This window comes from Streptomyces sp. NPDC002680 (genome assembly GCF_042889145.1).
Lineage (GTDB): Bacteria > Actinomycetota > Actinomycetes > Streptomycetales > Streptomycetaceae > Streptomyces > Streptomyces adonidis.
Genome location: NZ_JBIAQP010000020.1, coordinates 218,079 through 240,635 on the forward strand (window position 1 = coordinate 218,079; position 22,557 = coordinate 240,635).

Annotated in this window: 21 protein-coding genes; 8 read left to right on the forward strand and 13 right to left on the reverse strand. The window is 67.1% G+C overall.

Annotation, left to right across the window (positions count from 1 at the left end; all coding sequences use genetic code 11):
* The first annotated feature begins 200 nt into the window (after positions 1 to 200).
* Positions 201 to 1,337: a family 43 glycosylhydrolase gene (locus ACFYXF_RS40990; RefSeq protein ID WP_389357361.1), complete on the forward strand. Its 1,137-nt coding sequence runs from the start codon at positions 201 to 203 to the stop codon at positions 1,335 to 1,337.
* Positions 1,337 to 2,749 (forward strand): RICIN domain-containing protein, encoded by a 1,413-nt coding sequence (locus tag ACFYXF_RS40995; protein ID WP_389357363.1) that lies wholly within the window; start codon positions 1,337 to 1,339, stop codon positions 2,747 to 2,749. The genes ACFYXF_RS40990 and ACFYXF_RS40995 overlap by 1 nt, the downstream gene beginning before the upstream one ends.
* An 88-nt stretch (positions 2,750 to 2,837) precedes the next feature.
* Here the strand turns inward: ACFYXF_RS40995 and ACFYXF_RS41000 are convergent, their stop codons facing one another.
* Positions 2,838 to 4,517 carry a rhamnogalacturonan lyase B N-terminal domain-containing protein gene (locus ACFYXF_RS41000; RefSeq protein WP_389357365.1) on the reverse strand — a complete coding sequence of 560 codons (1,680 nt, stop codon included), beginning with the start codon at positions 4,515 to 4,517 and terminating at the stop codon, positions 2,838 to 2,840.
* Between the two features lie 224 nt (positions 4,518 to 4,741).
* Here ACFYXF_RS41000 and ACFYXF_RS41005 point away from each other — a divergent pair, with 224 nt between their 5' ends.
* The gene (locus tag ACFYXF_RS41005) at positions 4,742 to 5,791 is read left to right on the forward strand and encodes a rhamnogalacturonan acetylesterase (RefSeq protein WP_389357367.1); all 1,050 of its coding nucleotides are present in this window, start codon (positions 4,742 to 4,744) and stop codon (positions 5,789 to 5,791) included.
* Positions 5,792 to 5,968: 177 nt separating this feature from the next.
* On the opposite strand, the gene ACFYXF_RS41010 is transcribed toward ACFYXF_RS41005, so the two are convergent.
* The 3 genes from ACFYXF_RS41010 to ACFYXF_RS41020 all read right to left on the reverse strand — a co-directional run bounded on the left by ACFYXF_RS41010 (position 5,969) and on the right by ACFYXF_RS41020 (position 9,665).
* Positions 5,969 to 7,363: a hypothetical protein gene (locus ACFYXF_RS41010; protein WP_389357369.1), complete on the reverse strand. Its 1,395-nt coding sequence runs from the start codon at positions 7,361 to 7,363 to the stop codon at positions 5,969 to 5,971.
* 273 nt (positions 7,364 to 7,636) lie between these two features.
* On the reverse strand, positions 7,637 to 8,479 hold the full coding sequence (locus ACFYXF_RS41015; RefSeq protein WP_389357371.1) for an alpha/beta hydrolase: 843 nt from the start codon (positions 8,477 to 8,479) through the stop codon (positions 7,637 to 7,639).
* Positions 8,480 to 8,690: 211 nt separating this feature from the next.
* Positions 8,691 to 9,665, reverse strand: coding sequence for a helix-turn-helix domain-containing protein (locus tag ACFYXF_RS41020; RefSeq protein ID WP_389357373.1), 975 nt, complete (start codon positions 9,663 to 9,665; stop codon positions 8,691 to 8,693).
* Between the two features lie 159 nt (positions 9,666 to 9,824).
* Between ACFYXF_RS41020 and ACFYXF_RS41025 the strand changes: the two genes are divergently transcribed.
* Positions 9,825 to 10,709, forward strand: a complete 885-nt coding sequence (locus ACFYXF_RS41025; RefSeq protein WP_389357375.1) for an isocitrate lyase/phosphoenolpyruvate mutase family protein — start codon at positions 9,825 to 9,827, stop codon at positions 10,707 to 10,709.
* Here ACFYXF_RS41025 and ACFYXF_RS41030 read toward each other — a convergent pair.
* Both ACFYXF_RS41030 and ACFYXF_RS41035 read right to left on the reverse strand, forming a co-directional pair.
* On the reverse strand, positions 10,681 to 11,478 hold the full coding sequence (locus tag ACFYXF_RS41030; protein WP_389357377.1) for an alpha/beta fold hydrolase: 798 nt from the start codon (positions 11,476 to 11,478) through the stop codon (positions 10,681 to 10,683). The two genes, ACFYXF_RS41025 and ACFYXF_RS41030, sit on opposite strands and share 29 nt — an antisense overlap.
* A 121-nt stretch (positions 11,479 to 11,599) precedes the next feature.
* Positions 11,600 to 12,919, reverse strand: a complete 1,320-nt coding sequence (locus ACFYXF_RS41035; protein WP_389357379.1) for a jacalin-like lectin — start codon at positions 12,917 to 12,919, stop codon at positions 11,600 to 11,602.
* Positions 12,920 to 13,138: 219 nt separating this feature from the next.
* Here ACFYXF_RS41035 and ACFYXF_RS41040 point away from each other — a divergent pair, with 219 nt between their 5' ends.
* Positions 13,139 to 14,845 (forward strand): PHP domain-containing protein, encoded by a 1,707-nt coding sequence (locus ACFYXF_RS41040; RefSeq protein ID WP_389357381.1) that lies wholly within the window; start codon positions 13,139 to 13,141, stop codon positions 14,843 to 14,845.
* Complete coding sequence (locus ACFYXF_RS41045) at positions 14,827 to 15,354, forward strand: hypothetical protein (protein ID WP_389357383.1); 528 nt, start codon at positions 14,827 to 14,829, stop codon at positions 15,352 to 15,354. Before ACFYXF_RS41040 ends, ACFYXF_RS41045 begins: the two co-directional genes overlap by 19 nt.
* 76 nt (positions 15,355 to 15,430) lie before the next feature.
* On the opposite strand, the gene ACFYXF_RS41050 is transcribed toward ACFYXF_RS41045, so the two are convergent.
* Genes ACFYXF_RS41050 through ACFYXF_RS41065 form a run of 4 tightly spaced genes read right to left on the reverse strand, consistent with a single transcriptional unit; the run spans position 15,431 to position 16,534 of the window.
* Entirely contained in the window at positions 15,431 to 15,718 is a 288-nt protein-coding gene (locus ACFYXF_RS41050; protein WP_389357385.1) for a hypothetical protein, read from the reverse strand.
* Positions 15,715 to 15,930: a hypothetical protein gene (locus ACFYXF_RS41055; protein WP_389357387.1), complete on the reverse strand. Its 216-nt coding sequence runs from the start codon at positions 15,928 to 15,930 to the stop codon at positions 15,715 to 15,717. Before ACFYXF_RS41055 ends, ACFYXF_RS41050 begins: the two co-directional genes overlap by 4 nt.
* Positions 15,927 to 16,193: a hypothetical protein gene (locus tag ACFYXF_RS41060; protein WP_389357389.1), complete on the reverse strand. Its 267-nt coding sequence runs from the start codon at positions 16,191 to 16,193 to the stop codon at positions 15,927 to 15,929. Before ACFYXF_RS41060 ends, ACFYXF_RS41055 begins: the two co-directional genes overlap by 4 nt.
* On the reverse strand, positions 16,190 to 16,534 hold the full coding sequence (locus ACFYXF_RS41065; protein WP_389357391.1) for a hypothetical protein: 345 nt from the start codon (positions 16,532 to 16,534) through the stop codon (positions 16,190 to 16,192). Before ACFYXF_RS41065 ends, ACFYXF_RS41060 begins: the two co-directional genes overlap by 4 nt.
* Positions 16,535 to 16,679: 145 nt before the next feature.
* Between ACFYXF_RS41065 and ACFYXF_RS41070 the strand changes: the two genes are divergently transcribed.
* A complete protein-coding gene (locus ACFYXF_RS41070; protein ID WP_389357393.1) occupies positions 16,680 to 17,435 on the forward strand; it encodes a GntR family transcriptional regulator in 756 nt (251 codons plus the stop codon).
* A gap of 959 nt (positions 17,436 to 18,394) precedes the next feature.
* Here the strand turns inward: ACFYXF_RS41070 and ACFYXF_RS41075 are convergent.
* The 3 genes from ACFYXF_RS41075 to ACFYXF_RS41085 form a co-directional block, all read right to left on the reverse strand.
* Positions 18,395 to 18,643 (reverse strand): transposase, encoded by a 249-nt coding sequence (locus ACFYXF_RS41075; protein ID WP_389357395.1) that lies wholly within the window; start codon positions 18,641 to 18,643, stop codon positions 18,395 to 18,397.
* A 534-nt stretch (positions 18,644 to 19,177) separates the two neighbouring features.
* The gene (locus tag ACFYXF_RS41080) at positions 19,178 to 21,307 is read right to left on the reverse strand and encodes a P-loop NTPase fold protein (RefSeq protein WP_389357397.1); all 2,130 of its coding nucleotides are present in this window, start codon (positions 21,305 to 21,307) and stop codon (positions 19,178 to 19,180) included.
* A gap of 155 nt (positions 21,308 to 21,462) precedes the next feature.
* Entirely contained in the window at positions 21,463 to 21,783 is a 321-nt protein-coding gene (locus tag ACFYXF_RS41085) for a transposase family protein (RefSeq protein WP_389357399.1), read from the reverse strand.
* A gap of 323 nt (positions 21,784 to 22,106) precedes the next feature.
* Here ACFYXF_RS41085 and ACFYXF_RS41090 point away from each other — a divergent pair, with 323 nt between their 5' ends.
* Positions 22,107 to 22,436, forward strand: a complete 330-nt coding sequence (locus ACFYXF_RS41090; protein WP_389357401.1) for a hypothetical protein — start codon at positions 22,107 to 22,109, stop codon at positions 22,434 to 22,436.
* Positions 22,437 to 22,557: the final 121 nt, after the last annotated feature.

Here is a 22,557-nt window from a genome sequence, read left to right on the forward strand (position 1 = left end):
CGGTAATAACAGAAAGTTGATCGGCAAGTAGGTCGGTCGTTTTGGTCTCTCCCGACCCGTTGACCTTCCCGTAACACACGCTTACCTTTTCGGCGTTCGGAATGACAGATCTTGTTCGCTATTACGAACGTTTCTCGTGTCACCCCCCACATACGCACACCCGCCAACATCTCGCGCCCCACCACCGAGAGGCAGTCCGCATGAACCGCGCCCGCCATCCGTCCGAACGTGAAGACCCGTCCCCCTCCGCCCGGAGAACCCTCCTGAAGGGCGCCCTCGCCGCCGGCGCCCTGGTGACCGTCCCTGGCGTCGCGCACGCCGCCACAGCCTCAGCCGGTGCCCCCTGCGCCCCCACCACCCCCTACGTCAACCCCCTCGTCCGCAACCGCGCCGACCCCCACATCCACCGCCACACCGACGGCCGTTACTACTTCACGGCCACCGCCCCCGAGTACGACCGCATCATCCTGCGCCGCTCCCGCACCATCCGGGGGATCGCCACCGCCGACGAGTCCGTGATCTGGCGCAAGCACGCGACCGGGGTCATGGGCGCGCACATCTGGGCGCCGGAGATCCACCACATCGACGGCAAGTGGTACGTCTACTTCGCCTCCGCGCCCGCCGAGGCCATCTGGGACATCCGGATCTGGGTGCTGGAGAACTCCAACCCCGATCCCTTCAAGGGGACTTGGGTCGAGCGCGGGCAGCTGAGGACCGCCTGGGAGACCTTCTCCCTCGACGCCACCACCTTCACCCACCGAGGCTCCCGCTACCTCGCCTGGGCGCAGCACGAGCCCGGCATGGACAACAACACCGCCGTCTGGCTGTCGAGGATGGCCGACCCGCTCACCCTGACGGGACCTCAGATCCGGCTCACCACACCCGAGTTCGACTGGGAGCGCATCGGCTACCGGGTCAACGAGGGGCCGTCGTTCATCAAGCGCAACGGCCGGATCTTCATGTCGTACTCGGCGAGCGCCACCGACTTCAACTACTGCATGGGCCTGCTGACCATCGACGCCCGCGCCGACCTCATGGACCCGGCCAACTGGACCAAGTCCCCGACACCCGTCTTCACCAGCAACGACACCACCAAGCAGTACGGCCCCGGCCACAACTGCTTCACCGTCGCCGAGGACGGCCGTACCGACGTCCTCGTCTACCACGCACGGCAGTACAAGGACATCGTCGGTGATCCGCTCAACGACCCCAACCGCCACACCCGGGTGCAGAAGCTCGGCTGGAACACCGACGGCACCCCGGATTTCGGCATTCCCGTCGCCGACACACAGACGGGCACGCAGGTCGATTCCCTGAATCCGAAGGAGAGTGTCTGATGAGACGTGTGTACGCGGTCCTCCTCGCCCTCTGTCTGGCGCTGGCCGGCGCCCTCGCCACCGCAGGACCCGCCCAGGCCGCAGCCGTGACCATCACCAACGGCACCCAGTTCACCGACACTTCGGGCAGTCCCGTGCACGCGCACGGCGGCGGGGTCATCAAGGTCGGCTCCTACTACTACTGGTTCGGCGAGCACCGCAACGCCGACAACACCTTCCAGTACGTGGACGCCTACCGCTCCACCGACCTGAAGAACTGGGAGTTCCGCAACCACGTCCTGACCCAGTCCAGCGCCTCCGAACTCGCCACCGCCAACATCGAGCGGCCGAAGGTCATGTACAACGCGTCCACCGGCAAGTACGTGATGTGGATGCACAAGGAGAACGGCGCCGACTACAGCGAGGCCCGCGCGGCCGTCGCCGTCTCCGACACCGTCGACGGCAACTACACCTGGCAGGGCAGCTTCCGCCCGCTGGACACCCACATGTCCCGTGACATCACGGTGTTCGTCGACACCGACGGCACCGGGTACATGATCTCCGCCGCCCGCGAGAACTACGACCTCCAGATCTACAGACTCACCGCCGACTACACCGGCATCGACAGCCTGGTCGCCGACCCCTGGCACGGCGGTCACCGCGAGGCCCCGGCCCTCTTCAAGCGCAACGGCGTCTACTTCATGCTGACTTCGGGCGCCACCGGCTGGAGCCCCAACCAGCAGCAGTACGCCACCGCGACCAGCATCACCGGCCCGTGGACGGCCATGGCGAACGTCGGCGACTCGACGACGTACGGCTCACAGACCGCGTACGTCCTTCCCGTGCAGGGGACTTCGGGCACTTCCTACCTCTACATGGGCGACCGCTGGGGCAACTCCTTCGGCGGGACCGTCAACGACTCCCGTTACGTCTGGCTGCCGTTGACCTTCCCGACCACGACCACGATGTCCATGTCCTGGTCCCCGGAGGTCACCCTCGACACGGCCACCGGCACGATCACCGGTACGAGCGCCACGTACAACACGCTGATCGCCCGGCACTCGTCCAAGTGCGCGGACGTGACCAGCCAGTCGCTGTGGGCGGGCGCCCAGATCAAGCAGTACACCTGCAACAGCGGCAACAACCAGAAGTACTGGTTCAAGTCGGTCGCGACCGGCTACTACCAACTCATGGTCCGCAACAGCTCGTTGTGCGTCCAGGAGAACGCCAGCACGGTCACACAGGAGAACTGCAGCTCCTCGGCCACCAACCAGCAGTGGTCGCTCACCACGACCGGCTCCTACGTCAACGTCGTCTCCCGCGCGACCGGAGAGTGCCTCGACGTGAACGGCGCGTCCACCGCCGACTCGGCCGCCATCATCACGTACACCTGCAACAGCGGAACGAACCAGCAGTGGACACGCGGCACATGACGGGCCGACCGCGCCCCTACAGGGGCGCGGGGAACTGCGCGACCAGCCCCCACCGGGCCCGCGGTGAACCCGAAAGCCCGGCCAGCGCTCAGCTCAACAGATCCAGCGCATCGATGGCCGTACCCGCACTGAGATAACTCGTCGTCCCCGACCCACTCACCACGTTGATCTTCAGCACGTTGTACTGACTGGTGTCCGTCAGCCAGGCGGACGCCGGCACGCTGTACGTGAACGTGTTGTTGTTCCCCCGATACGACCCGTTGGTCAGCGACCGGGTGCTCGGCTGGGTGGGCGGGGAGGGGATCGCCGACGTCCAGGTGTCGTTGACGACGACCTGCGGGCGACCGTTGGCGTAGGCCGTCGTCACGCCGATGCGCAGCGTGTGCGCGGCGGCGGCCTGCGCCGCGGTGAGCTTGAAGTACACCAGCAGACCGCTGTTGACGTCCTTCCAGATGTAGCAGGGGAAGGCCGAGGTCTCACTGCCGCTGCCGATCACCACGTTGCCGGTCCAGGCGGCGGCCCGGACGTCCGACGGATGCGCGTACGTCATCAGGTCGGCGTTCTTGAAGCCGCTCGGCGTGCCGTTCCAGTCGTTGATCCGCCAGATCGCGCTCGCGTTGCTCGGGTCGTTCGACGACGGGATCGCGATCGAGTTGAGCGTGGTCGTGCCGCCGGCCGTGACCGACACCGACGTGGTGTACACCGCCAGTTCGCCCTTGAAGACGGTCAGCGTGTACGTACCCGGAAGGGCGCCCGTGATCGAGAAGTAGCCGTCGGAGGCGCGGGCCGAAGCCCAGTACTGCGCCGCCGAGTTGGCGATCCCGACCGTGTACGCGTACGCCGTGTTGCGCCCGGTGATCCCGACCCCCGCGACCCGGCCCCGGCCGCCCGCCGCGACGTAACCGGAGATGCCGAGCGAGTCCGCCCACGAGGTGGTGAGCGTGCCCGGGAACAGGGACGAGGAAGGTGTGCCGCCGTCCGTGAAGGCGATGACGTACGGGCCCTGGAGGCCGAAGCGCTGGTCCTCGGTCTGGTTCTGGCCGTAGTACAGGATCTCGTACAGGCCGCCGCCGTCCGCGCTCTGGTGGCGCAGGAGGGAGCGGTAGAACGGGCCACCGGACGCCTTCTCGTGGTTGCTGCGGACCACGTACAGGCCGACGCTGCCGGTGGTCCAGCCGACGTAGTTGTAGTCGATGACCCGCAGCTTCGAGTAGTGCTTCGAGCGGGTCTGGCCGTCGGACTTGGCGAAGACGTCCGAGGCCTCGATGGTGGTCGGTGCGTAAGTGTAGGAATCCGGCTCGTCGTTGAGGAACAGGCCGGCCTTCACGCGCAGGATGAACCGGGTCGCGGAGACCGAGGTGTCGGCCTTGTTGGTCCACACGTAGACGTTGTTCTCGCCGCTGCGAGCCGCGTAGTAGTGCTTCAGCGTGCCGTACGTGACGCTGACCAGGATCGTCGAACCGGACTGCGTGATGGTCACGGTGGAGGTGCCGAGGCCGGACTCGATGTGCGAGTTCATGCCGCCGTAGCCCTGGTACTCCGTGCCCCGGTAGACCAGCGAGGACAGGTCGCCGTTGGACTTGCGGACCTTGAAGACGAGGTTGGCGCCGGTGTCGATGACGTAGTTCGTGCCGTCGTCGGTGTAGCCGAAGGTCGCCGCCTGCGCCGTGCCGGGCAGGGCGAGTCCGGCGGCGGCGGCCGTGGCGCCGAGCACGAGCGCACGGCGGCCGAGGTGGGGCCCGGCGTGTCTGTCGTTGGCTGAGGACATGTGGGGGTGCCTCCTTCGGAGGTGTGGGGGTGTGCGGGTGCGGGTCGTGGGGGGTGTGGTTTTCGGAAGAGTGACAGTTGAATCGATTTCGCGAAAGGGCTTTCGTTGTAAGGAAGTTGGCAGTTGTGTGAAATCGTGCAGGGATCTAGAAAGCGCTTGTCGGGCGATGTACGGTCCTGCCGCTGGGCCTTGTCGAGCGACGGAGGACTGCTGTGGGAACCGCGATGAGACGTTTCAACCGTGCCGTGCTGGCAGCGGTGACCCTGAGCACCGCCGCCGGTCTGTCGGTCGTGCCGGCCGCCGCCCACGAACGCCCTCCGCACGCCCTGGGCATCGCCAACTGCACAGCCACCGCCTGCCACTTCGACGTCGCGCCCGGCACCTACGACGTACGGGTGCTGCTCGGCGGTGAGGCCGCCGCCAGTACGGCCGTCAGCGGCGAGACTCGGCGCGCGCTCCTCCCGGAGACGGCCACGGCGGCAGGGGAGCGGGTCGCCCGCAGCTTCACCGTGAACGTCCGTACGCCCGAAGGCGAACCGACCGGCCCCGAGGGCACCCCCGGCCTCGACCTGGTCCTCGGCGGCTCGGCGCCGGCCCTGGCCGACATCCGGGTGACCCCGGCCGGACGCCACACCCGGCAGATCTTCCTCGTCGGCGACTCGACGGTCTGCGACCAGCCCGGCGACCCGTACACCGGCTGGGGCCAGCGGCTCCCGCAGTACCTCCGCAAGGGCCTGTCCGTCGCCAACTACGCGGATTCCGGGGAGAGTACGGTCACCTACCTCGCCAACTCCGCGCTGTTCCCGACCGTTCAGCCGCTGATCCGGCCCGGTGACCTGGTCCTCGTCCAACTCGCCCACAACGACAAGCAGACGGACGAACCGACGTACCGCGCGAACCTGGAGACACTCGTCGCGGGTATCCGTGAGCGAGGGGGGAAACCGGTACTGGTGACCCCGATCGTGCGCCGCTGGTTCAACGCCGACGGCACCCTGAACAACGGAACAGCCCTGCTGGTCAACGGACTTGGCGTCGACCACCCGGCGGTGATCCGCGCGGTCGCGGCGGCACAGGGAGTGCCGCTGATCGATCTCACGGCCAGGACGAAGGCGCTGGTGGAGTCCCTCGGGGTCGAGGGCTCCAAGGCGCTGTACCTGTACAACGAGAAGCGGGACAACACGCACACGTCCGTCCATGGGGCCACGGTGTACGCGGAGTTGGTGCGCGACGAGCTGGTGGCGCAGCGGCTGGTTCCGCGGGGCGGGGTGCGCTGAGCGTTCTGCGGGATATGTGGGTCGTTGGCTGCGGGTCCGTGGGGGCTGGTCGCGCCCCGCGGCGGATCCGCAGATCGATGAGCCCCGCGCCCCTTTGGGGCGCGGCCAAGAGCCCCTGGGGCGTCCCGACCGGAACCGGGGCGCTCCAGGTTCGACCACTTGCCGTGCCCGTCCGGTTCAGAGGGCGAGGCGGGCGATCCGCAGCGTCGCGGTGGTCGGGGACGCGCCGTTCAGCGGGGTCGCGTACGTCGGGGTCACCGGTGCGTATGCCCAGGTCAGGGAGCCGTTCTTCAGGACCGCTATGTCGCCCGTGATGCGCGCCTGCACGACCTTGTCCGGCGTCTTGTACACGCCGTTCCAGTCGATCAGCCTCAGATGCGTGCCCGTGAACGTGCCGGTGCAGGTGCCACTCGCGCACTTGGCGTTCTTCAGGGACTCCCAGGAGACCAGCAGCCGGTCCTTGCCGTACGGGGCGACCCGGACGTTGACGTGTTCCGTACCCGGTGAGTTCGTCAGGTAAATGGCCTTGCCCGCAGGCGAGTTGCGGTTCTTCAGGAACGACACCGCAGCCTGGTGCGTGCTCCACCTCGGCTTCACGGTCCAGCCCCGGCCGCTCGCGTCGTCCGGGTTCTTCGCGGCGGAGGCCGAGCCGCGCGAGCCGTACGCGGTGGCGTAGCGGCCCGTGGACGACTTCACCAGGTCACCGGTGCGGCCCGCGTACGTGCCGCCGCAGTAGCCCGCCCAGCACTGCTCGCGCTGCACGGCGGGCGCGTTGTCGGGGGCGCCGATGCCCGTCGACACGAACAGGCCCGAGCGCCAGTCGTCGAAGCAGAGGGAGGTGAAGGCGCCGGTGGTCTCGGCGTGCAGGGCGATGCCCTCGTTGTGGGAGCAGCCCCAGCCCCAACCCCCGCTGAGCTTCGCTCCCTTGGAGCTGAGGTAGGACAGCTTGTCGCCGAAGTGGCCGTCCGCGAAGCCGCCCGCGCCGTGCACCACGAAGTAGGCGCCGTACTTGGTGCCGTTCCAGGTGAGCTGGCCGTCCAGGGTCGGCGAGGTGTCGTTGGACGCGGTGCCGGTGAGCTTGGTGCGCCAGGCCTCCTTGCCCTGGGAGAAGCGGACCAGGGCCGCCGCCGTCTCCTTCCACTTGTTGGTGTCGGCGACCCGGGTGAGCAGTGCGAAGCCGTCGTTGTGCGCGATCAGCCCGCCGACCTCCTTGGCGCCCTTGACGATCGCGTCCCCGCCCGCGCGCTTGCCGGCCGAGGTCAGCGGGGTCACGTGCACACCGTCCGAGGCCGGCCAGGCGACCCGCATCGTGCCGTTGGGCGCGACCGCTGTCGCCGTGCGCGTCCACTCACGCGTGTTGTTGTAACCGGCCGACACATAGGGGAACTTGGCCGGCAGCGTCACCGAGGTGGTCGTGATGGCGAGACCGGGCGTCGCCGTGGTCGCCGCCCCGGCGGTCGCGTACCAGGCGCCGGCGAGCAGCCCGGCCGCCGCGAGGCCCCCGATCAGGGGCTTGCGGGCCGCGTGGGTGCGGCGATGGGCGGAGGTGCGGGGGAGTGGTGCTGAAGTCATGCCTGTCTGTTGCCGGGGGGCGGGGAAAGGTTGCCGCCGGATCGGACCGGGTTCCGCCGGACGCCGCGTCGACGCTCCCCGGTCCTCTGGGCGAGGCTTCCCGACCACCGCGCCTGCGCACACACTCCGGGCGGGCCCGGGCTGAGCTGCCGTGTCCCGCCGTGACGGCCGCTGCCACTGGCGACGACGTCTCACCAGCGGCTCCACCCCACCGTATGGGCGCGAACACGGCAGTTGTCGGCGCGCGGCTGATGCAGCCCGCGCAGCCCACGATCAGGCGGTGAAGCGCCGCACGAAGGCCAGGGCGGTGTCGGCGACCTCGCGCCAGCCGCTGTCGATCGTCAGTGCGTGGCCGCGACCGGGCAGTTCCGTGATCTCGGTGACGGCGGCCTCGTTGCGTGCCTGCTTCTTGTACGAGGCGTTGGCGATGGCCCAGGGAACGGTGTTGTCCTTCTCCCCGGAGAGGATCAGCAGCGGGCCGCGTTCGGCATGGAGCGTGTCGACCTTCACCTCGGTCCAGGGGTTGATGTTCGCGGCGGCCGCCTGGAAGAGCGGTTCCCCGGGGGCCGGGACCGCGAAGGTCTCGTACAGCTCCTTGGCCTCCTCCTCGCTGACCGCGTTGGCGAAGGCGTACCGGAACTGGTCGTAGGTGAGGGGGACGGCCCGGTGGAAGTTGGCCGGATTGCCGAGCACGGGCCGCGCGGCGCGCAGCGCGGAGACCGGCAGGGGAAGCACTCCGCGGAAGGGCGCCGGATCAATCGCCACAGTGGCTGCCGAGAGGCCCCGGCCCGCGAGCATCTGGGCGATGAGGCCGCCGAAGGAGTGGCCGATCACGACGGGCTTACGATCCAGTTCGCCGATCAACTCGGCGAAGTGGTCGACGACTTGGCCGACGCTCTTGCCCGCGAAGACCTCGGGGTGGGCGTTGGCCTCGGCGACGGTCTCGGGGTCGTCGGGCCAGCCGGGAGTCAGCGGCGCGAAGCCGGACTGCTCGAAGACGGCGGCCCACCTGTCCCAGCTGCTGGGCAGCAGCCACAGGCCGTGCACGAAGACCGCCGGGGTGCGGCCGGTGGCGTTGATCTGTTCCACACGTTCGAGGTCGCGCGATATGAGCATGACCAGGTCCATTCTGCGGGGAGGGAGGCTTCTTCGGCTGGGTGCCAGGCACGGACGCCACGGGCGGCGGCGATGACGCGAGCCGATCCGCCCTGATGATGTGCCGTACGGATTTCCCCTGACGTGTCCAGGACTCACAGTAGGGCCGGACGGGGCCGCAGTAGTGACTGCTCGCGCACAGACCTCTCCTCACCGTGCACACGGACGCCCTTCACCCCGGGCCGAGGGCGCGCCGGTCCGTCGACTGCCGCCACTCGCGCGGCGACACCCCGTACGCCTCCTTGAAAACCCGGCTGAAGTGGCTGGCGCTGGTGAAGCCCCAGCGATGTGCGACGGCCGCGATGGTCACCGAACGGTTCCCGGGGCGGGCGAGCTCCTTGCGGCACTGTTCAAGGCGGTTGGCGCGGAGCCAGTCGCCGAGAGTGATCCCCGAGCGGGCCAGGATCGTGTAGAGGTACCGCACCGATATGTGGTGCGCGCGGGCGATCCGGGCCGCGGTCAGATCGTGCTCGGCGAGATGGGCGCGCATGTACTCCGTGATCCGGTACTGCAGGGTGGACTCAAGCGATTCCTGAGCGAGACGGGACTCGCCGAGACGGGTGGCGAGCGCCGCTCGCAGCAGTTCGACACTGGGTCGTTCCACGGCCTCGGTCTGCTGGGGATCCATTCCCGGCCGGGTTTCGGCGAGCCGCGTGAAGTACGTCGACGCGAGATCGGCGACGGGGTGGTCCCGGCCCAGTCGCACCGCGGTGACCTTGCTGAGCACTGCCGGGGGCAGGGCCAGTTCCCGGCGGGGGATGCGGAAGTAGTGCTGGTGGATGCCGCTCTCATTGACCAGGGTGTACGGCTCGGTGGTGTCGTAGACCGCGAGATCGCCCGGACGCAGCACCGCTTCTCTACCGCCCTGCACCACCATGCTCGACCCCGAGACCTGAAGGCCGAGGAACAAGCTGGGTTCCAGGTCGTCGCGTACCAGCGACGGGGTACGCCGGACGACGGTTGCGTTGGACCTCACCGAGCAGATGTTCAAGGCCCCGACGTCACTGATCGTGCCGACCGCCGAGATCAGTTCCTGCCGCGGATGATGCCGGATGTCCACCCGGACGACCCGGCCCCAGATGACGTCGCGGATGACCTCCGCTCTGTCGGACGGCGGTATTCGGGTCGTGTCGAACGTGATGCTCAAAAGGGGCCCCCTCATTCTTCGGCGCGATCCGAGGCCTCCGTCGGCTGACGGGATCGGCCGATCTTCTCCGCGTTCAGGTCGGCGCCGCCACCGCACCGACCCACCATCCGGGTGGACGGTTCGGTCCGTGCCGAACGATCGCGCCCCTACCGTGACCGCATGTCCCCCTCACCCTCCCCCGCCACGTCCACGCCCATGTCAGCCTTCGCCGCCCTCCACCACCGCGACGCTCCCCTCCTGCTCCCCAACGCCTGGGACCACGCCTCGGCCGTGGCCCTCGCCGCCCAGGGCTTCGCGGCGATCGGCACCACGAGTCTCGGCGTCGCCGCCGCCGTCGGACTGCCCGACGGTACGGCGGCCACGCGCGACCAGACCCTCCAACTCGCCCTGAATCTCGGTACGGAGGACTTCCTGCTGTCCGTCGACGCCGAGGGCGGATTCAGCGAAGACCCGTGCCGGGCGGGGGAGTTCGCGCGGGAGCTGTCCGTCGTCGGGGCCGTCGGCATCAACCTGGAGGACGGAAACCGGGAGGGCGGCCTCGGACCGGCCGCCCGGCATGCCGCCAAGATCGCCGCCGTCAAGGCCGCTGTCCCGGGCCTCTTCGTCAACGCCCGCACGGACACGCACTGGCTCGGCGACTGCCGGTCCCCCGACCTGGCCCGGGACACCATGGCCCGCCTCGACGCCTACCAACAGGCGGGCGCCGACGGGGTGTTCGTGCCCGGACTGACCGACCCGGACCGGATCGCCGCGCTGGTCGAGCGCCTCGACGTGCCGCTCAACATCCTCTACTCGCCCACGGGACCGACAGTCGCCCAGCTCGGCGACCTCGGTGTACGCCGGGTCAGTCTCGGTTCGCTTCTCTACCGGCGGGCGCTCGGCGCGGCCGTGGAGGCGCTCGGCGACATCCGGGCCGGACGGGTGCCGAGAGGCGAGGCACCCTCGTACGGCGAAGTGGTGGCACTCGGTCTCGGTCACCGGCGCCACGGATTCGGGACACCGGGCCCGGCCCGGATCAGCCCACCGGGACCAGTGTCTCCGTGAGGCGTGCGGCGAACTCCGCCGAGTGCGTCATCACCCCGAGATGTCCGCCGGGGAACTGGCGGACGGCGTTCCCGGTGCGGCGGGCGAGGATCGTGGCGGTGCGGTACAGGAGCTGGTCGACGGAGTCGATTCCCGCGGCGAGGGTGAGACGGGGTGGCGAGGAGGAGAGGGCGGTGAGGTCGGGGTCGTAGGAGGAGAACGGCACCAGGACCCGGGTGAGCATCAGGGCCATCGGGTTGCTCAACTCATCGGCGGGGGAAAGCGGTTGGGCCTCCGCGTCCGGCGCCAGGGGAGTCGGCGGTCGTTCCTCCAGGCCCGCGGTCATCCTGGCCGCCGCGGCCTCCGGGCCGTGCTTGCGGTACGTGTCGTACACATCGGTGAACATGGCCCGCTGTCGCTCCGCGTCGGGCAGTACCCCCACGACCGGTGGCTCGTGCGCGACCACGTGCCGCAGCCGGTCCGGGTGCCGGGCCGCCAGGTCGAGGGCGGGGACGGCGCCGGCGCTGGTGCCGAACACGTACGCGGACTCGCCCTCGGGGAGTACCGCTTCGAGCACCCGGGCCGCGCCCTCGCTCCACCACTCGACGCGCTGTTCCTCGACAGGCCTGCCGAGTTGGCCGTGGGCGAGGCCGAGGGGGTCGTACGTCACGACGGTGAAGCGTTCGGAGAGGCGGGCCGTGAAGGTGTCGAGGCCCATCGGGTGTCCGGCGCCGCCGGGGATGACGAGGAGGACGGGGCCGGTGCCGCTGACGTCGTAATGATCACTCATCCTCCGGAAGTTACCCGCTGGGAGGGTGGTGGGTGCAATGAATTTCCGGACGCGGGTGCGGGCGGACGCCGTTGGGTGTCCGCCCGCACAACAGGCAAGTCGGTCAGGGTAGTTGACCGGGTCAGGCGATCGGCGCGTACACCACGCCCAGCTTGTCGATCTCGTCGCCCGAGCGGCCCGTGAAGCCGACGATCTGCCAGCCCGACGGTGCCGTGAACGTCGTCGTGTCCGACGTTGCCGTGCCGGAGGTCAGGGTGCGGGACTTGTCGGTGGTGAACGCCGCCGAGAAGATCCTTGTCCGGCCGTCCTTCTGACCCTGTGTCAGCTTCACCGAGGTGAGGTGCTCACCGGACGCCAGGGTGAGCGAGGTGGCCGTGCCGCCCGTGCCGCCGTGGGTGAGGGTCGTGCCGCCGTCGTGCGTCAGGGACACCGCGTCCAGCCGGGAGCCGCCGCGCAGGGTGAGCGTGCGGGGCGAGCGCGTCGCCGGGAGGTCGTCGGCGTCGTTGAACGCCGTACCGTGCGGGCCGCCGAAGAAATCGCTCGCGCGGAGGTTCGAGGGCAGCGTCCAGGAGAAGTCGACCGTGTGGGGGAAGTGGTCGGAGAGGTTGCCGCCCGCGGAGTCCAGGAACGACGCCCACTCGTTGTTGTAGCGGGTCGCGGAGAGGTTCACGAGCTTGCTGCCACGGTAGAAGATCTTGTCGACGACCTCGCAGTCGTTCGTCGGCGCGGTCGTCGGGCAGAGCAGCGCGTCACTGCCCTGCGTCGGCTGCACACCGCCCTTCACCAGCTGGACCCATGCGTCCGTCAGGCCGTTGTCCGCCACGAGCGTGCGGATGTTGTCGCCCGCGCGGGTGTACCGCGTGTTCGTGTCACCGGCGACGATCACCGCGTTGCCCGCGGAGTTGGCCTGGATGAAGGCGGACAGCTGCGAGATGTTGGCCCGGCGGGCGGCGTGCGCCTCGTCGGTGTCGTCCGCGTTGGGGTGGGCGTTGTACACGTCCACGTAGACGCCCTCGGCGAGCCGCAACCGGGCCAGCGAGAAGCCCTTCGGGGTAAGGCAGTTGGTGCCGGTGCAGTCGTTCCACTTCACCCGCTCGAAGTCCTGGAAGGCGTAGTCCGAGAGGGTGTTGAGACCGTCACCGAAGGGCACACCACCACTGGTCGCCGTGCGGTACGCGTGGTTGTCGTTCGCGTACAGCGCCGCGTGGTAGTTGAAGTCCTCCTGCACGTTGACGATGTCGTACGCGCCCAACCGCGGTGATATCAGCGGGGTGTTCACCTCGGGGTTGCCCGAGCTGAGCAGCTCGGGCAGGCCCGCGACGTTGTACGTGAGGACGTTGAAGGTGCCCGAGGTGGCGGCGGCCGCCGGGGTCGAGCCGGTGGTGGCGAGCCCGGTCAGCGCGAGTGCGCCGGCCACGAGGGTGCCGATGAGTCTTCTCATGGTGGGGGTGTCTCCATGGGGGCGATAGGTGAACGCTGCTCAGGTTCGACGGCCAACAGTGTGATGGACAAGGGCTCTTGGGGGAACAGTGAGTGGCGAGGTGATCCGCCGTGTCCGGGTCGTCCGGCGCTCACCCTCCGGTTGGGCAAGGTTCATGTTTCGCACGGATTCTCCTCAGGCGGCGCACTACGGGCGCCGCGTGACTGAGGAGGCGCAGCCATGGGGCACGGGCACTCGCACGGACACGGCGATCACCACCACCATCACGCACACGGTCCCGAGGACGGTACGGCGCTGCCCGCCGCCCTCGACACCTCCGTGCCCGACGAGGAACTGAACCCCGAACAGCGGTCGCGCCGCACGCTGTTGCGCGGTGCCGGCCTGCTCGGCGCGGGCCTCGCCGCCGCGAGCGTAGTCACTCCGGCAGCGGCTGCTCCCGCCTCCGCCTCCACCAACTCCCGCCGAAGAGGCGGCTTCCTGTGGCTGACCGGGGACCACCACATCCACACGCAGTACAGCAGCGACGGCAAGTACCGCGTCGTCGACCAGGTCCGCCAGGGCGCCAAGCACGGCATGGACTGGCTGGTCATCACCGACCACGGCTCCACCACGCACGCCAAGATCGGTGTGGACAAGGTCAACCCGGACATCAGGGCCGCCCGTGCCGCGTACGAGGACACCCTTGTCTTCCAGGGCCTGGAGTGGAACATCCCGGGCGCCGAGCACGCCACGGTCTTCGTGCACCCCGGCAACAACGAGGTCTCCGTCCTCAAGCAGTTCGAGACCGACTACGACGGCAGCGTGAAGAACGCCTCCGACTCCACGCCCGCCAACGAGGCGCTCGCCGTCGCGGGCCTCGCCTTCCTCTCCGACCAGGTGAAGCGGCGCAAGGTCAAGGACGCGCTGATGCTCGCCAACCACCCGGCGCGGCGCGGTGTCGACTCCCCGCACGAGATCCGCGCCTGGCGCGACGCGAGCCCGGCGAGCCACCAGATCGCCGTGGGCTTCGAGGGCGCGCCGGGCCACCAGGCCGCGGGCCTGCCCGCACCGCTGGGCCCCGGCCGCGCGCGAGGGATCTACGACAACAACCCCAGCGCCAACTCCTTCCCCGGCTACCCCCTGGAGAGCTACCGCACCTGGGGCGGCTTCGACTGGATGACCGCCACGGTCGGCGGCCTCTGGGACAGCCTGATCGCCGAGGGCAAGCCCTGGTGGATCACCGCCAACTCCGACTCCCACCAGGTCTACGCGGACACCGCGGTACGCGGCCCCGGCGGCAGCTTCGAGGGCAACGGCCGCTACGAGGACCCGATCTACGGCGGAAAGATCGACATCACCCAGGGCGACTACTGGCCCGGCCAGTACAGCCGCACCCACGTCGGCTCCGACGGCTTCTCCTACGCCGCCGTCATGGACGGCATCCGCGCCGGCCGCATCTGGGTCGACCACGGCCAGCTGCTCGGCGGCCTCGACGTCCGGGTCTCGGGCGGCGGCCGCTGGAGCACGCTGGGCGGCGCGCTGCACGTGAAGCGAGGCACGAAGGTCACACTCACGGTGGACGTGACACTGGCCGACAGCCCCAACTGGGCGGGCTTCCTGCCGAAGTTGGCGAAGGTGGACGTCATCCAGGGCGATGTCACCGGCCCGGTCGCGGACCGGGACACCTTCACGGCTCCGACAGCCAGGGTCGTCAAGACATACGAGGTGAACCAGCCCACGGGCACACTCCGCCTCACATACGACCTCGGACGCGTCGACCGCCCGGTGTACGTCCGCCTGCGCGGCAGCGACGGCAACCGCTCCGCGCCTGGCGCCCTGGGCGCGACGGTGGACCCGGCGGGCCCGGCCATCGACGTCGTGGGCGACGCGGACCCGTGGAAGGACCTCTGGTTCTACACGAACCCGATATGGATCCTGCCTTCGTGACGCGGTACGCCCTCTGGGCCGACACCTCGGTGTCGGCCCTCCGCGCGGCCGACCACCTCCTCCTCGCCCTGGCGACCGAACTGGCCCTCCCGGAGGGCACGTTCGCCTGCACCCACCTGCTGCGCGGCGACCGCCCCCGGGTCGCCCTGTCCTTCACCCTGCCGTCGGAACCGCTCCTGCGCACAGCCGAGGAGCGCCTGACGGCCCAGGGCTACGAGGTGACGCCCGGCCTTCCCGACGAGGTGGGCCGCGTGGTCGTCTACCCGGGCGCGGACTCGCTCAACGGCACGGTGACGGTGGGGGAGTTGCTGACCCGGAGCGCGATCGACCGGGTGACGGTGCTCGGCACTTCGGGTCAACCACCCGCCGGTCAAACCCTGGTGACGCATGGTCATGTACGACCGCAGTGGCAGGGCGACGAACTCGTCCTTGCCGCCATGCCCGCGATCGGGGGCACCTTGGTGCCGTTCGAGGTGCCTGATCCGACACCGTGCTGCGCGGATCACTGAGCCGAGGGTGTGGGCTGGAACTGCAGTGAGGCTCCAGCCCACACCTGCCTCCTCGTGTGCCCCCGGGCGGGGGGAGCTATCTGGGCCAGTTGGCCTCTGCTCCGCGAGGGGTTCGGGGGAGTTGGATGATCCGGGGCTGGGTGTTCATCCGCTCCAGGGCGCGCTCGTACATGGTCAGCAACTCCTGTACGCACTCTCGGCAGGCGTACAGCGGGGTCTCGCCCTCGTTGCTCGTGATCTCGCCGAAGCGGGTCACCTGCACTCGGCGAAGAGAGCAGCGGAAGCAGGTGCCCATCTCGTACTCGTACGCCGCGACCAGGACGCCGAGGCGATCCGTCGGGACGCGCTTGGGTAACTCGGTCACGACTCCTCCCGGCGCCGCCTGATCTGCTCGTCGCGAGACAGGGTGACCTCCAGTCCGTCCGCGTTGGGGACCGTCCATGTGCGGAACCGCACGTAGAGGGGGCGCAGGACATAAGTCCCGTCCGACTTCACGTCGGTGACCACACCCTCCTTGCCGGTGTTGACGTCGTGAACCTGGTCGCCAACCCATGCCTTCGGCTTTGTGCCGGTCACGGCGCCTCCAACTCGCGGTAGGGGTTGCCCTCGGCGGGAACGACCCGCCAGAAGCTTGTGATGATCGCGCGGTAGGTCCGGTGCGTCGGGTTGGCGCCGGTGTGCTTCAGAGCCCAGACCTCAGCTGGGAGGCGCTCGCCCTCTGTGGCCCCGGACTGTTCTCCGCACGTCGTGCACTCGGTCTCGTGCAGCGGCTCTTTGGGTGCGCCCTCGGCGGCCTCGGGCCCGAGTGTCCACTCTGCTGCTCTGATGATTGCTTTCACGTCTTGTCCTTCGCGCTGAGCAGAGCCCACAGCCCGTGGCCGTCGGTGTTGACGCCGCACTGGGCGGAGAGGGCGCTGACGATCTGGAAGCCGGGGCCGTGGCTGTGCAGGACGCTCAGCTCCACCGAGCCGGCCGCCGCGATCCGGATGCGGAGGCCTGCGGTGGAGAGCGTCATCTCGATCGCTTCGGTCCCCGTGGCGAGAACGGATGCGAACAGCTCGTGAGCGACCTGCGCGGCGTACGGATGCTCCAGGCGACTGGCCACCCACTCGCGGACCTGGCGGGCCTCGACAGGGTGCGCCTTGAACTCCCGACGCCACGATTGACCTGTTTCGGGCATGCTTGTCCCCTAGTAGCCACGGCTTTCTGAGTACAGATAACTCTTATCTGTGCACAGATTGGCGGGCCGGGTTGGCGCTGGTCAAGCCGGTCGGGGCAATATGTGTGCACAGAAAGCAGCGATCACTCGAAACGGTGGTAGGTCAGTGGCACAGCCCGAGTACTTGCGAATCGCTGCTGAGCTGCGTCGTCGCATCTCGTCCGGTGAGTTCAGCGCGGGCGACCAGATTCCGACGCTCCCCGCGCTCTCGGAGCACTACCGCGTGTCGGAGACGACGATCCGCAACGCCCTCGCGCTCCTACGGAACGAGGGGCTGATCGAGACACGGGCCAGGGCCGGAACTCTCGTACGGCAGACGCCTCCTGTGCACCGCATGGCCGCCGACCGGTACCGCAACAAGCCCGGTGCTCCGTCCACGCCGTACACCAGGGACCAGGGGATCGGCTGGAGCGAGTACCGCTTGGACAAGAGGTTCGAGCGGGTGACTGCGACACCAGACCTGGCGGCCCTCTTCGAGTGCGAGGTCGGCGAGCGCCTGCTTGCCCGGCACTTCGTCTTCTACGACAACGACCACCCCACCCAGATGAGCACCTCGTACGTCCGCTGGAGCGACGTGGAGGGGACCCCGGTGGCCGACCCGATCCACGAACCGTGGCCGGGTGGGACGAGGGCGCAGATGGCCTCCCTCGGCATCCGCATCACGAGGATCACCGAGTCCTTCATGACGGGCATGCCGAAGGAGCAGGAGGCCCAGACGCTCCGAATCGGTACAGGTGTCCCGGTGCTGCGCTACACCCGGCGACACATCGCCGACAACGGCCGGATCGTGGAGGTCGCCCACCCGATCGTGAGGCGCGGCGACACCACGGTGGTGGACTTCGCCATCGACTTGGAGGACTGAAGATCTGGTCCGGCCCGCTGCCATCGTCATTAGAAGGTGTTGGTCTGGTGGGCTGGCCGTCCGGGGAAGTCGCGGGCGGCCAGCCCACCAGACGATGAGGCGCCTGCGATCCGGCCGATGCTGGTGTCGGTTTCGACCCTGTGTTCGCGACGGGTGGTGTCGCGGAAGACGATCTCGTAGCTGCCTTTGTTGTTAAGGACAGCGACGGACGCGAACCAGTACTACAACCTCAGATCTTGAGGATCTGATGGGTTGGGTTCGGGTTGTCGCCAGGGGGGAGGGGGTCGCGAGGAGACAGGCGAGGGCCGGGACGGTCAGCTGGATCAGCGGAAGGTGCCCCTTGCCGCCGTCTCCCGTGCTTTTCCCTCGTCTGCCGGGGCCTGCGCCTGGCTGGTGGGCTGCCCGATGGGCTCGGATTCGGGTTGTGGGTCGGGTGGCGGGCGCGTTGGACGGCCAGGAAGGCCATGGCGAGCATCGCGCAGGTGACGTGCCGGTGCCAGGAGGTCCAGCAGCGGACCTGGTACTTGCCCAGGCCGGTGATCTGCTTGGCGAGTTCGTTGTTCTCCTCGATCTTCCAGCGGACACCGGCCCTCACGATCGCATCGGTGACCGGGGCGGCGGCCGGGGCATGGACGAGGAAGTGCGCGTACTCGAAGTCGACGCGGCCGCCCGCCGGTCAGTTGCTTCTTCCCGGTGCTGCGGCGGATCAGCAGCTGGTGGGCGAAGCAGCCGTCGGCCGGTATCTGTCCGGGCAGGGTGACCTCGAACCAGGTTCAGTCGTAGGCTCGCTGGCCCTCGGAGCCCTCGCCCTGGCTGCGGCGTCACTGCTCGCGCACGATGGCGTAGTGCAGCAGGTCACCGGCCGCCGCGACCCTCCGCAGGTACGGCTTGCCCGGCGGACCCTCAACCGGCAGCGTGATGGGCACCGCGAGCACGTAGCGGATCCTCTGCCCGTGCGGCTAGGACCTGAGAGCGGGTCCTGGCCGTAGTCCGCGTCCGCCGGCAGTCACCCAGGGGAACGGTAGCCCGCAAACCACCGTATCCTCAAACATGGCGACGCCCAGCTGCGGCTTGCTGGCGAAGGCAACCTCGTCGGGGACTCCGGCCGCCCGGCACCGCTCACGGTCGCTCGCCCAGGACTGCGGTAGATACGGACGCCGGTCCAAGAAAGTGTGGCCGCGCGCGGCGGCATAGGTGAGCATCACCATCACTGGCAGTTGCGGGCGTCGCCGGTCGTCTCGCAGTGCTGGTGGCTGACCCCGACGGGCTTGTCACCCTTTTGGATCACCTGGGTGTCGTCCAGTACCAGCGTCGCGCTCGGACCCCCAACTCCCGTGCCACGTACGCCTGCACCTCGGCCAACAGCGCGTCCGCGCTCTAGGACGCCTCACCGAGGAACTTCTGGATCCGGTACGGGTGGCATGCCCAGCCAGCCCTGCCATCGTCCAGCCGTTCTTGTGGCCCAGGTCCGACAGCAGCCCGTCGATCAGATCGGCGAATACCTCCCGCGGCTCCGGCCGGGCGAACAGATGCCCAACCCGCCCATCAGGGCAGTCAGTTCCCCCGTCCACCCCTCAACGTCCTCCGTACTCACATCCATCAGCATGACCGGACAAACAGTCAGTACCGATCACCAGTCACAAGATCTGAGGATGCAGTACTAGCCTGCGCCACGCGGACTCCCCTTCCAAAACATCCAGTCTCCGCATCCAGCTTCCCATGCCGTTGCGGTAGTGGTTTGACTATCTCTCGCTGTTTGGTTGACTGTCGGCCGCCCTCCGTCGCTTCAGATGGCTAAGGGCCACCCGTTTGCGATTCTCGTCGGAAACTGGCAGGTGATTAGGTACGCCTATTTCTGCGGCGTCTATCTGGTCCACAAGCCTCTCATAAAAATAGGCGAGTCCGGCGACCTCGTCGAGTACATCAAGCTGCAAATCGGATAGAGACTCACCACTACTACTGAACGCAACACTCACATTCTTGGCCGCAAATTCCAGAGGGTCCCACGAACCATCAGAAAGAGAATCTCTAATTATCGGGTCGGCTACATCATGTCCTGCGGCACGCCGCCAATGAAACACGTGCCGAAACTCATGCTGCGAGACCTCGGAAAGGTCCTTATTTAGAAAGTTGGCAACTCGATTGCGAAGTACAAGGATGACAGCCGAAGCGAAACGAGAAGTGTCGGCCACCTCGGCATCGCTTCTTAGGTCATTGAGAATTTCAGATGCCAAAAAGGCGCCAAACTCAAACGAGTCCATCTCCGAAACAGCCGAGTCGATAAGCTCATCAGGAACCTGTTTCGCAGCCGCAAGGGCCAGTCTCTCAATAGAGATAAGCGGACTTCCGCTGATGGACAGAAATTCATGCTCAACATTGGCGCGCGCATCTGCGAGTATGGGCAACAGGTGAACTGAGGCTTGAGGAAATCCAATAACTCTTCGTTCCAGCTTCCTTGCGACTCGGGCTGTATCTTGAATCAACGCGTGACGAACATCGGCCGTTACATCGGTAAATTCGCCCCCATTCAACCTGCTAACCCAATTGCTAATGGTTCGGTCAGCTACATCATCGCCAGGAACGCCGAATGAAAAGTATCGATCAAAATAGTCACGGTGCCCTACGCCCCGCCTGCGCTCCACCTCGGAGTGCAAATATGAGATACCGCCACCGTAGTTATTCTTGATCATATTAAGTGGAGGAAACAGAGACGCCAAAAGATCAAACATGGACGCTACATCCCCTGGGGCAACGTGCGCCTCCTGAAGCTTCTCCAGCCAGCGAATCCTGCGCTCAGGATTATCCGAAGTCTTCCCCAGCCTCACCCAAGTGTCTTCACCTAGAAGTTCACCCCTCCATGAGCCGGCAATGTGCTTATAGACCTCTGGCTCAAATGTTCGCAGGAACGTCACCAGGCAGAAATCAATAAAATTCACCTCGTCATTCAATGCATCATACAGTGCATCAATCTGTGCCATATATCGATTGACTGAGCGGGGCGTGGTGAGGAACGAGGAAATGTGGTCCCGATATGCTGCACTGAAGCGGGAAATGTCCTCCTGGCTCACCGATATTTCATAGCGATCCGTTAGTTCGTTGATTGCCTCATCCAATAGCATCGAAGCTTGCTTTGGCCTCATGGGTGGCACATCGAAGCGCACTTGGACTATCTTCTCCATATAGTCTCTGGCGCGCACCCTGTCTCCCGCGGCAACGTTCGTCTGCTGGATCAGGTCAAGCAAAGTCTTCTCATCATATGCCAACAAGTAGTAAACGTTGGGTAGTCGACCAACGAGGCGGACGAGCTTAAACACCATCAAGAGCTCGTCCGGCGTAAGTCGATCCAAGTCGTCCATGATGAAGATCATGGGCTCTTCAAGCTCTTCCAACACTTTCTCGGCTTTAGCCTTAACTCCATTTGCGGTGACGTCGCCAGCAATTCGACTACCCATGGAGTCAATTGCTGAACTAGCATCCACTCCAGCAAGGCCATTCACCTTGCCAAATGGAGCCACCGCTGTGAAGAAGTTCCCTATACGCTCCCTTTTTCGGCTCCACTTACGCCCACTCGGAAGTGCCTCACGAAGAGCCACGAAGAACCCAAGTTGCAGCGACTCGGCATCGCTATACATCCAAGGGTTCAGATCAACTACAGTCCATCCACCGTTCTGATGGTCACGCAAGGATTCAAGAATCATGGAAAGAGTCGTAGACTTTCCCGATCCCCAAGGCCCGATGAGTCCAGTGACGCTCGATTTGCTTTGCTGTCGTACTTGGTCAAGAGCGTGAACGACGCCGTCTGCAAATGCTCGACGCTCCAACCGATCGTTCTCTGGGTCCGGGTCGTCTCGAAAATAGTTGCGCTGGCTCATGATGAAACGATAGCCGCATGGCCGGGACGCCACCTGCGATCCGGTAAGTCCAGGGCAGCCAGACGATGCTCTTCCCTCGGCCAGCACCGTGCTGCCCAACGAGCTCGTGCATGGTTGGCGGTGAGACGGTCGAGGACTTCGGTGGGGCACGGGGTTCACACCTGCTGAGCCGATGTCAGGTACGCGGTCTGCTGGTGGGACAGCAGGCCGGCGATGGCTGGCACCGTGTCGCTCATGTGCTCGCGGCGGCCGAGGTGTCGGGCCAGCGTCCGCCACTTCTTGAGATGTGCAATGCCGTGCTCGACCCGGATACGGCGTGAGGAATGTGCCTTGCGCTGCCGCTCGTTAGTCTCCTGGTACCAGTCCGGGGCGTTCTTCTTGAACTTGCGGTGCGGTGGCGCCACTACACGTCCGCCGGTCTGCGCGCCGATCCCCTGGTAGCCGGCATCGGCGAGGATCTCGCCCCCCAGGCCCACCGGCCAGGAGCCCGACCAGCCCCAACTGGCGTGCGTGGGTGATGGCAGCGTAACTCGCGGGCTCGGCCGGGCTACACCACAGCACGAGTCCTTCGCCGTCCGTGACCACCATGGACTTGACGGCGTTCTGCTTGTTCTTCCCTGAGATGAACTTGGCCCGGTCCTTGCGCCCTTGGGCCGACCGCCGGACCCGGGTCTCGGTGCCGTCGATGATGCCGGTCTTTGCGGTCCCGCCGAGATGGTCGATGACTTCGGCCAGGGTCCGCAGCCGTACGTCGGGGCTGATGGTGCACCCCCGCTCGGCGAGCAGGGGTCGCCCCTCGGTGACGGCCCGGGTGATGGTCGAGAGTGGCCAGCAGGCGGTCGACGAACACCAGCCGGTGCTTCGCGCCGGCGCCTCTGGCTTGCTTCCGCTGCCGGGAGGCAAGCTTGGTCTGGTGGCGTTCATGCCACAACGGGCCGACCTCGGCGACAAGTTCAGCGATCACATCGACCGTAAGGCCCGTGATCCGCTGGTTGCTGACGACCAGTGCACGAGTCGAGTTCCCCACTACGCAATCATGATCAACGTTCAAGAGCTCGATGTCTCACCGCCAACCATGCACGAGCTCGTAGGCCGATCCACCCTGCTGATACTTCTGCTTCCGCGTTGAATACCTCTCGACTGGTTCGGGGGCAGTACGTCGCCTTCGCGAGGGTGCGTCCGGGTCGTTCTGCCAGACGCCCTGGGGGAATATCTGTCGCCGCAGGACGGTGTCGGCCCTGGCGGATATG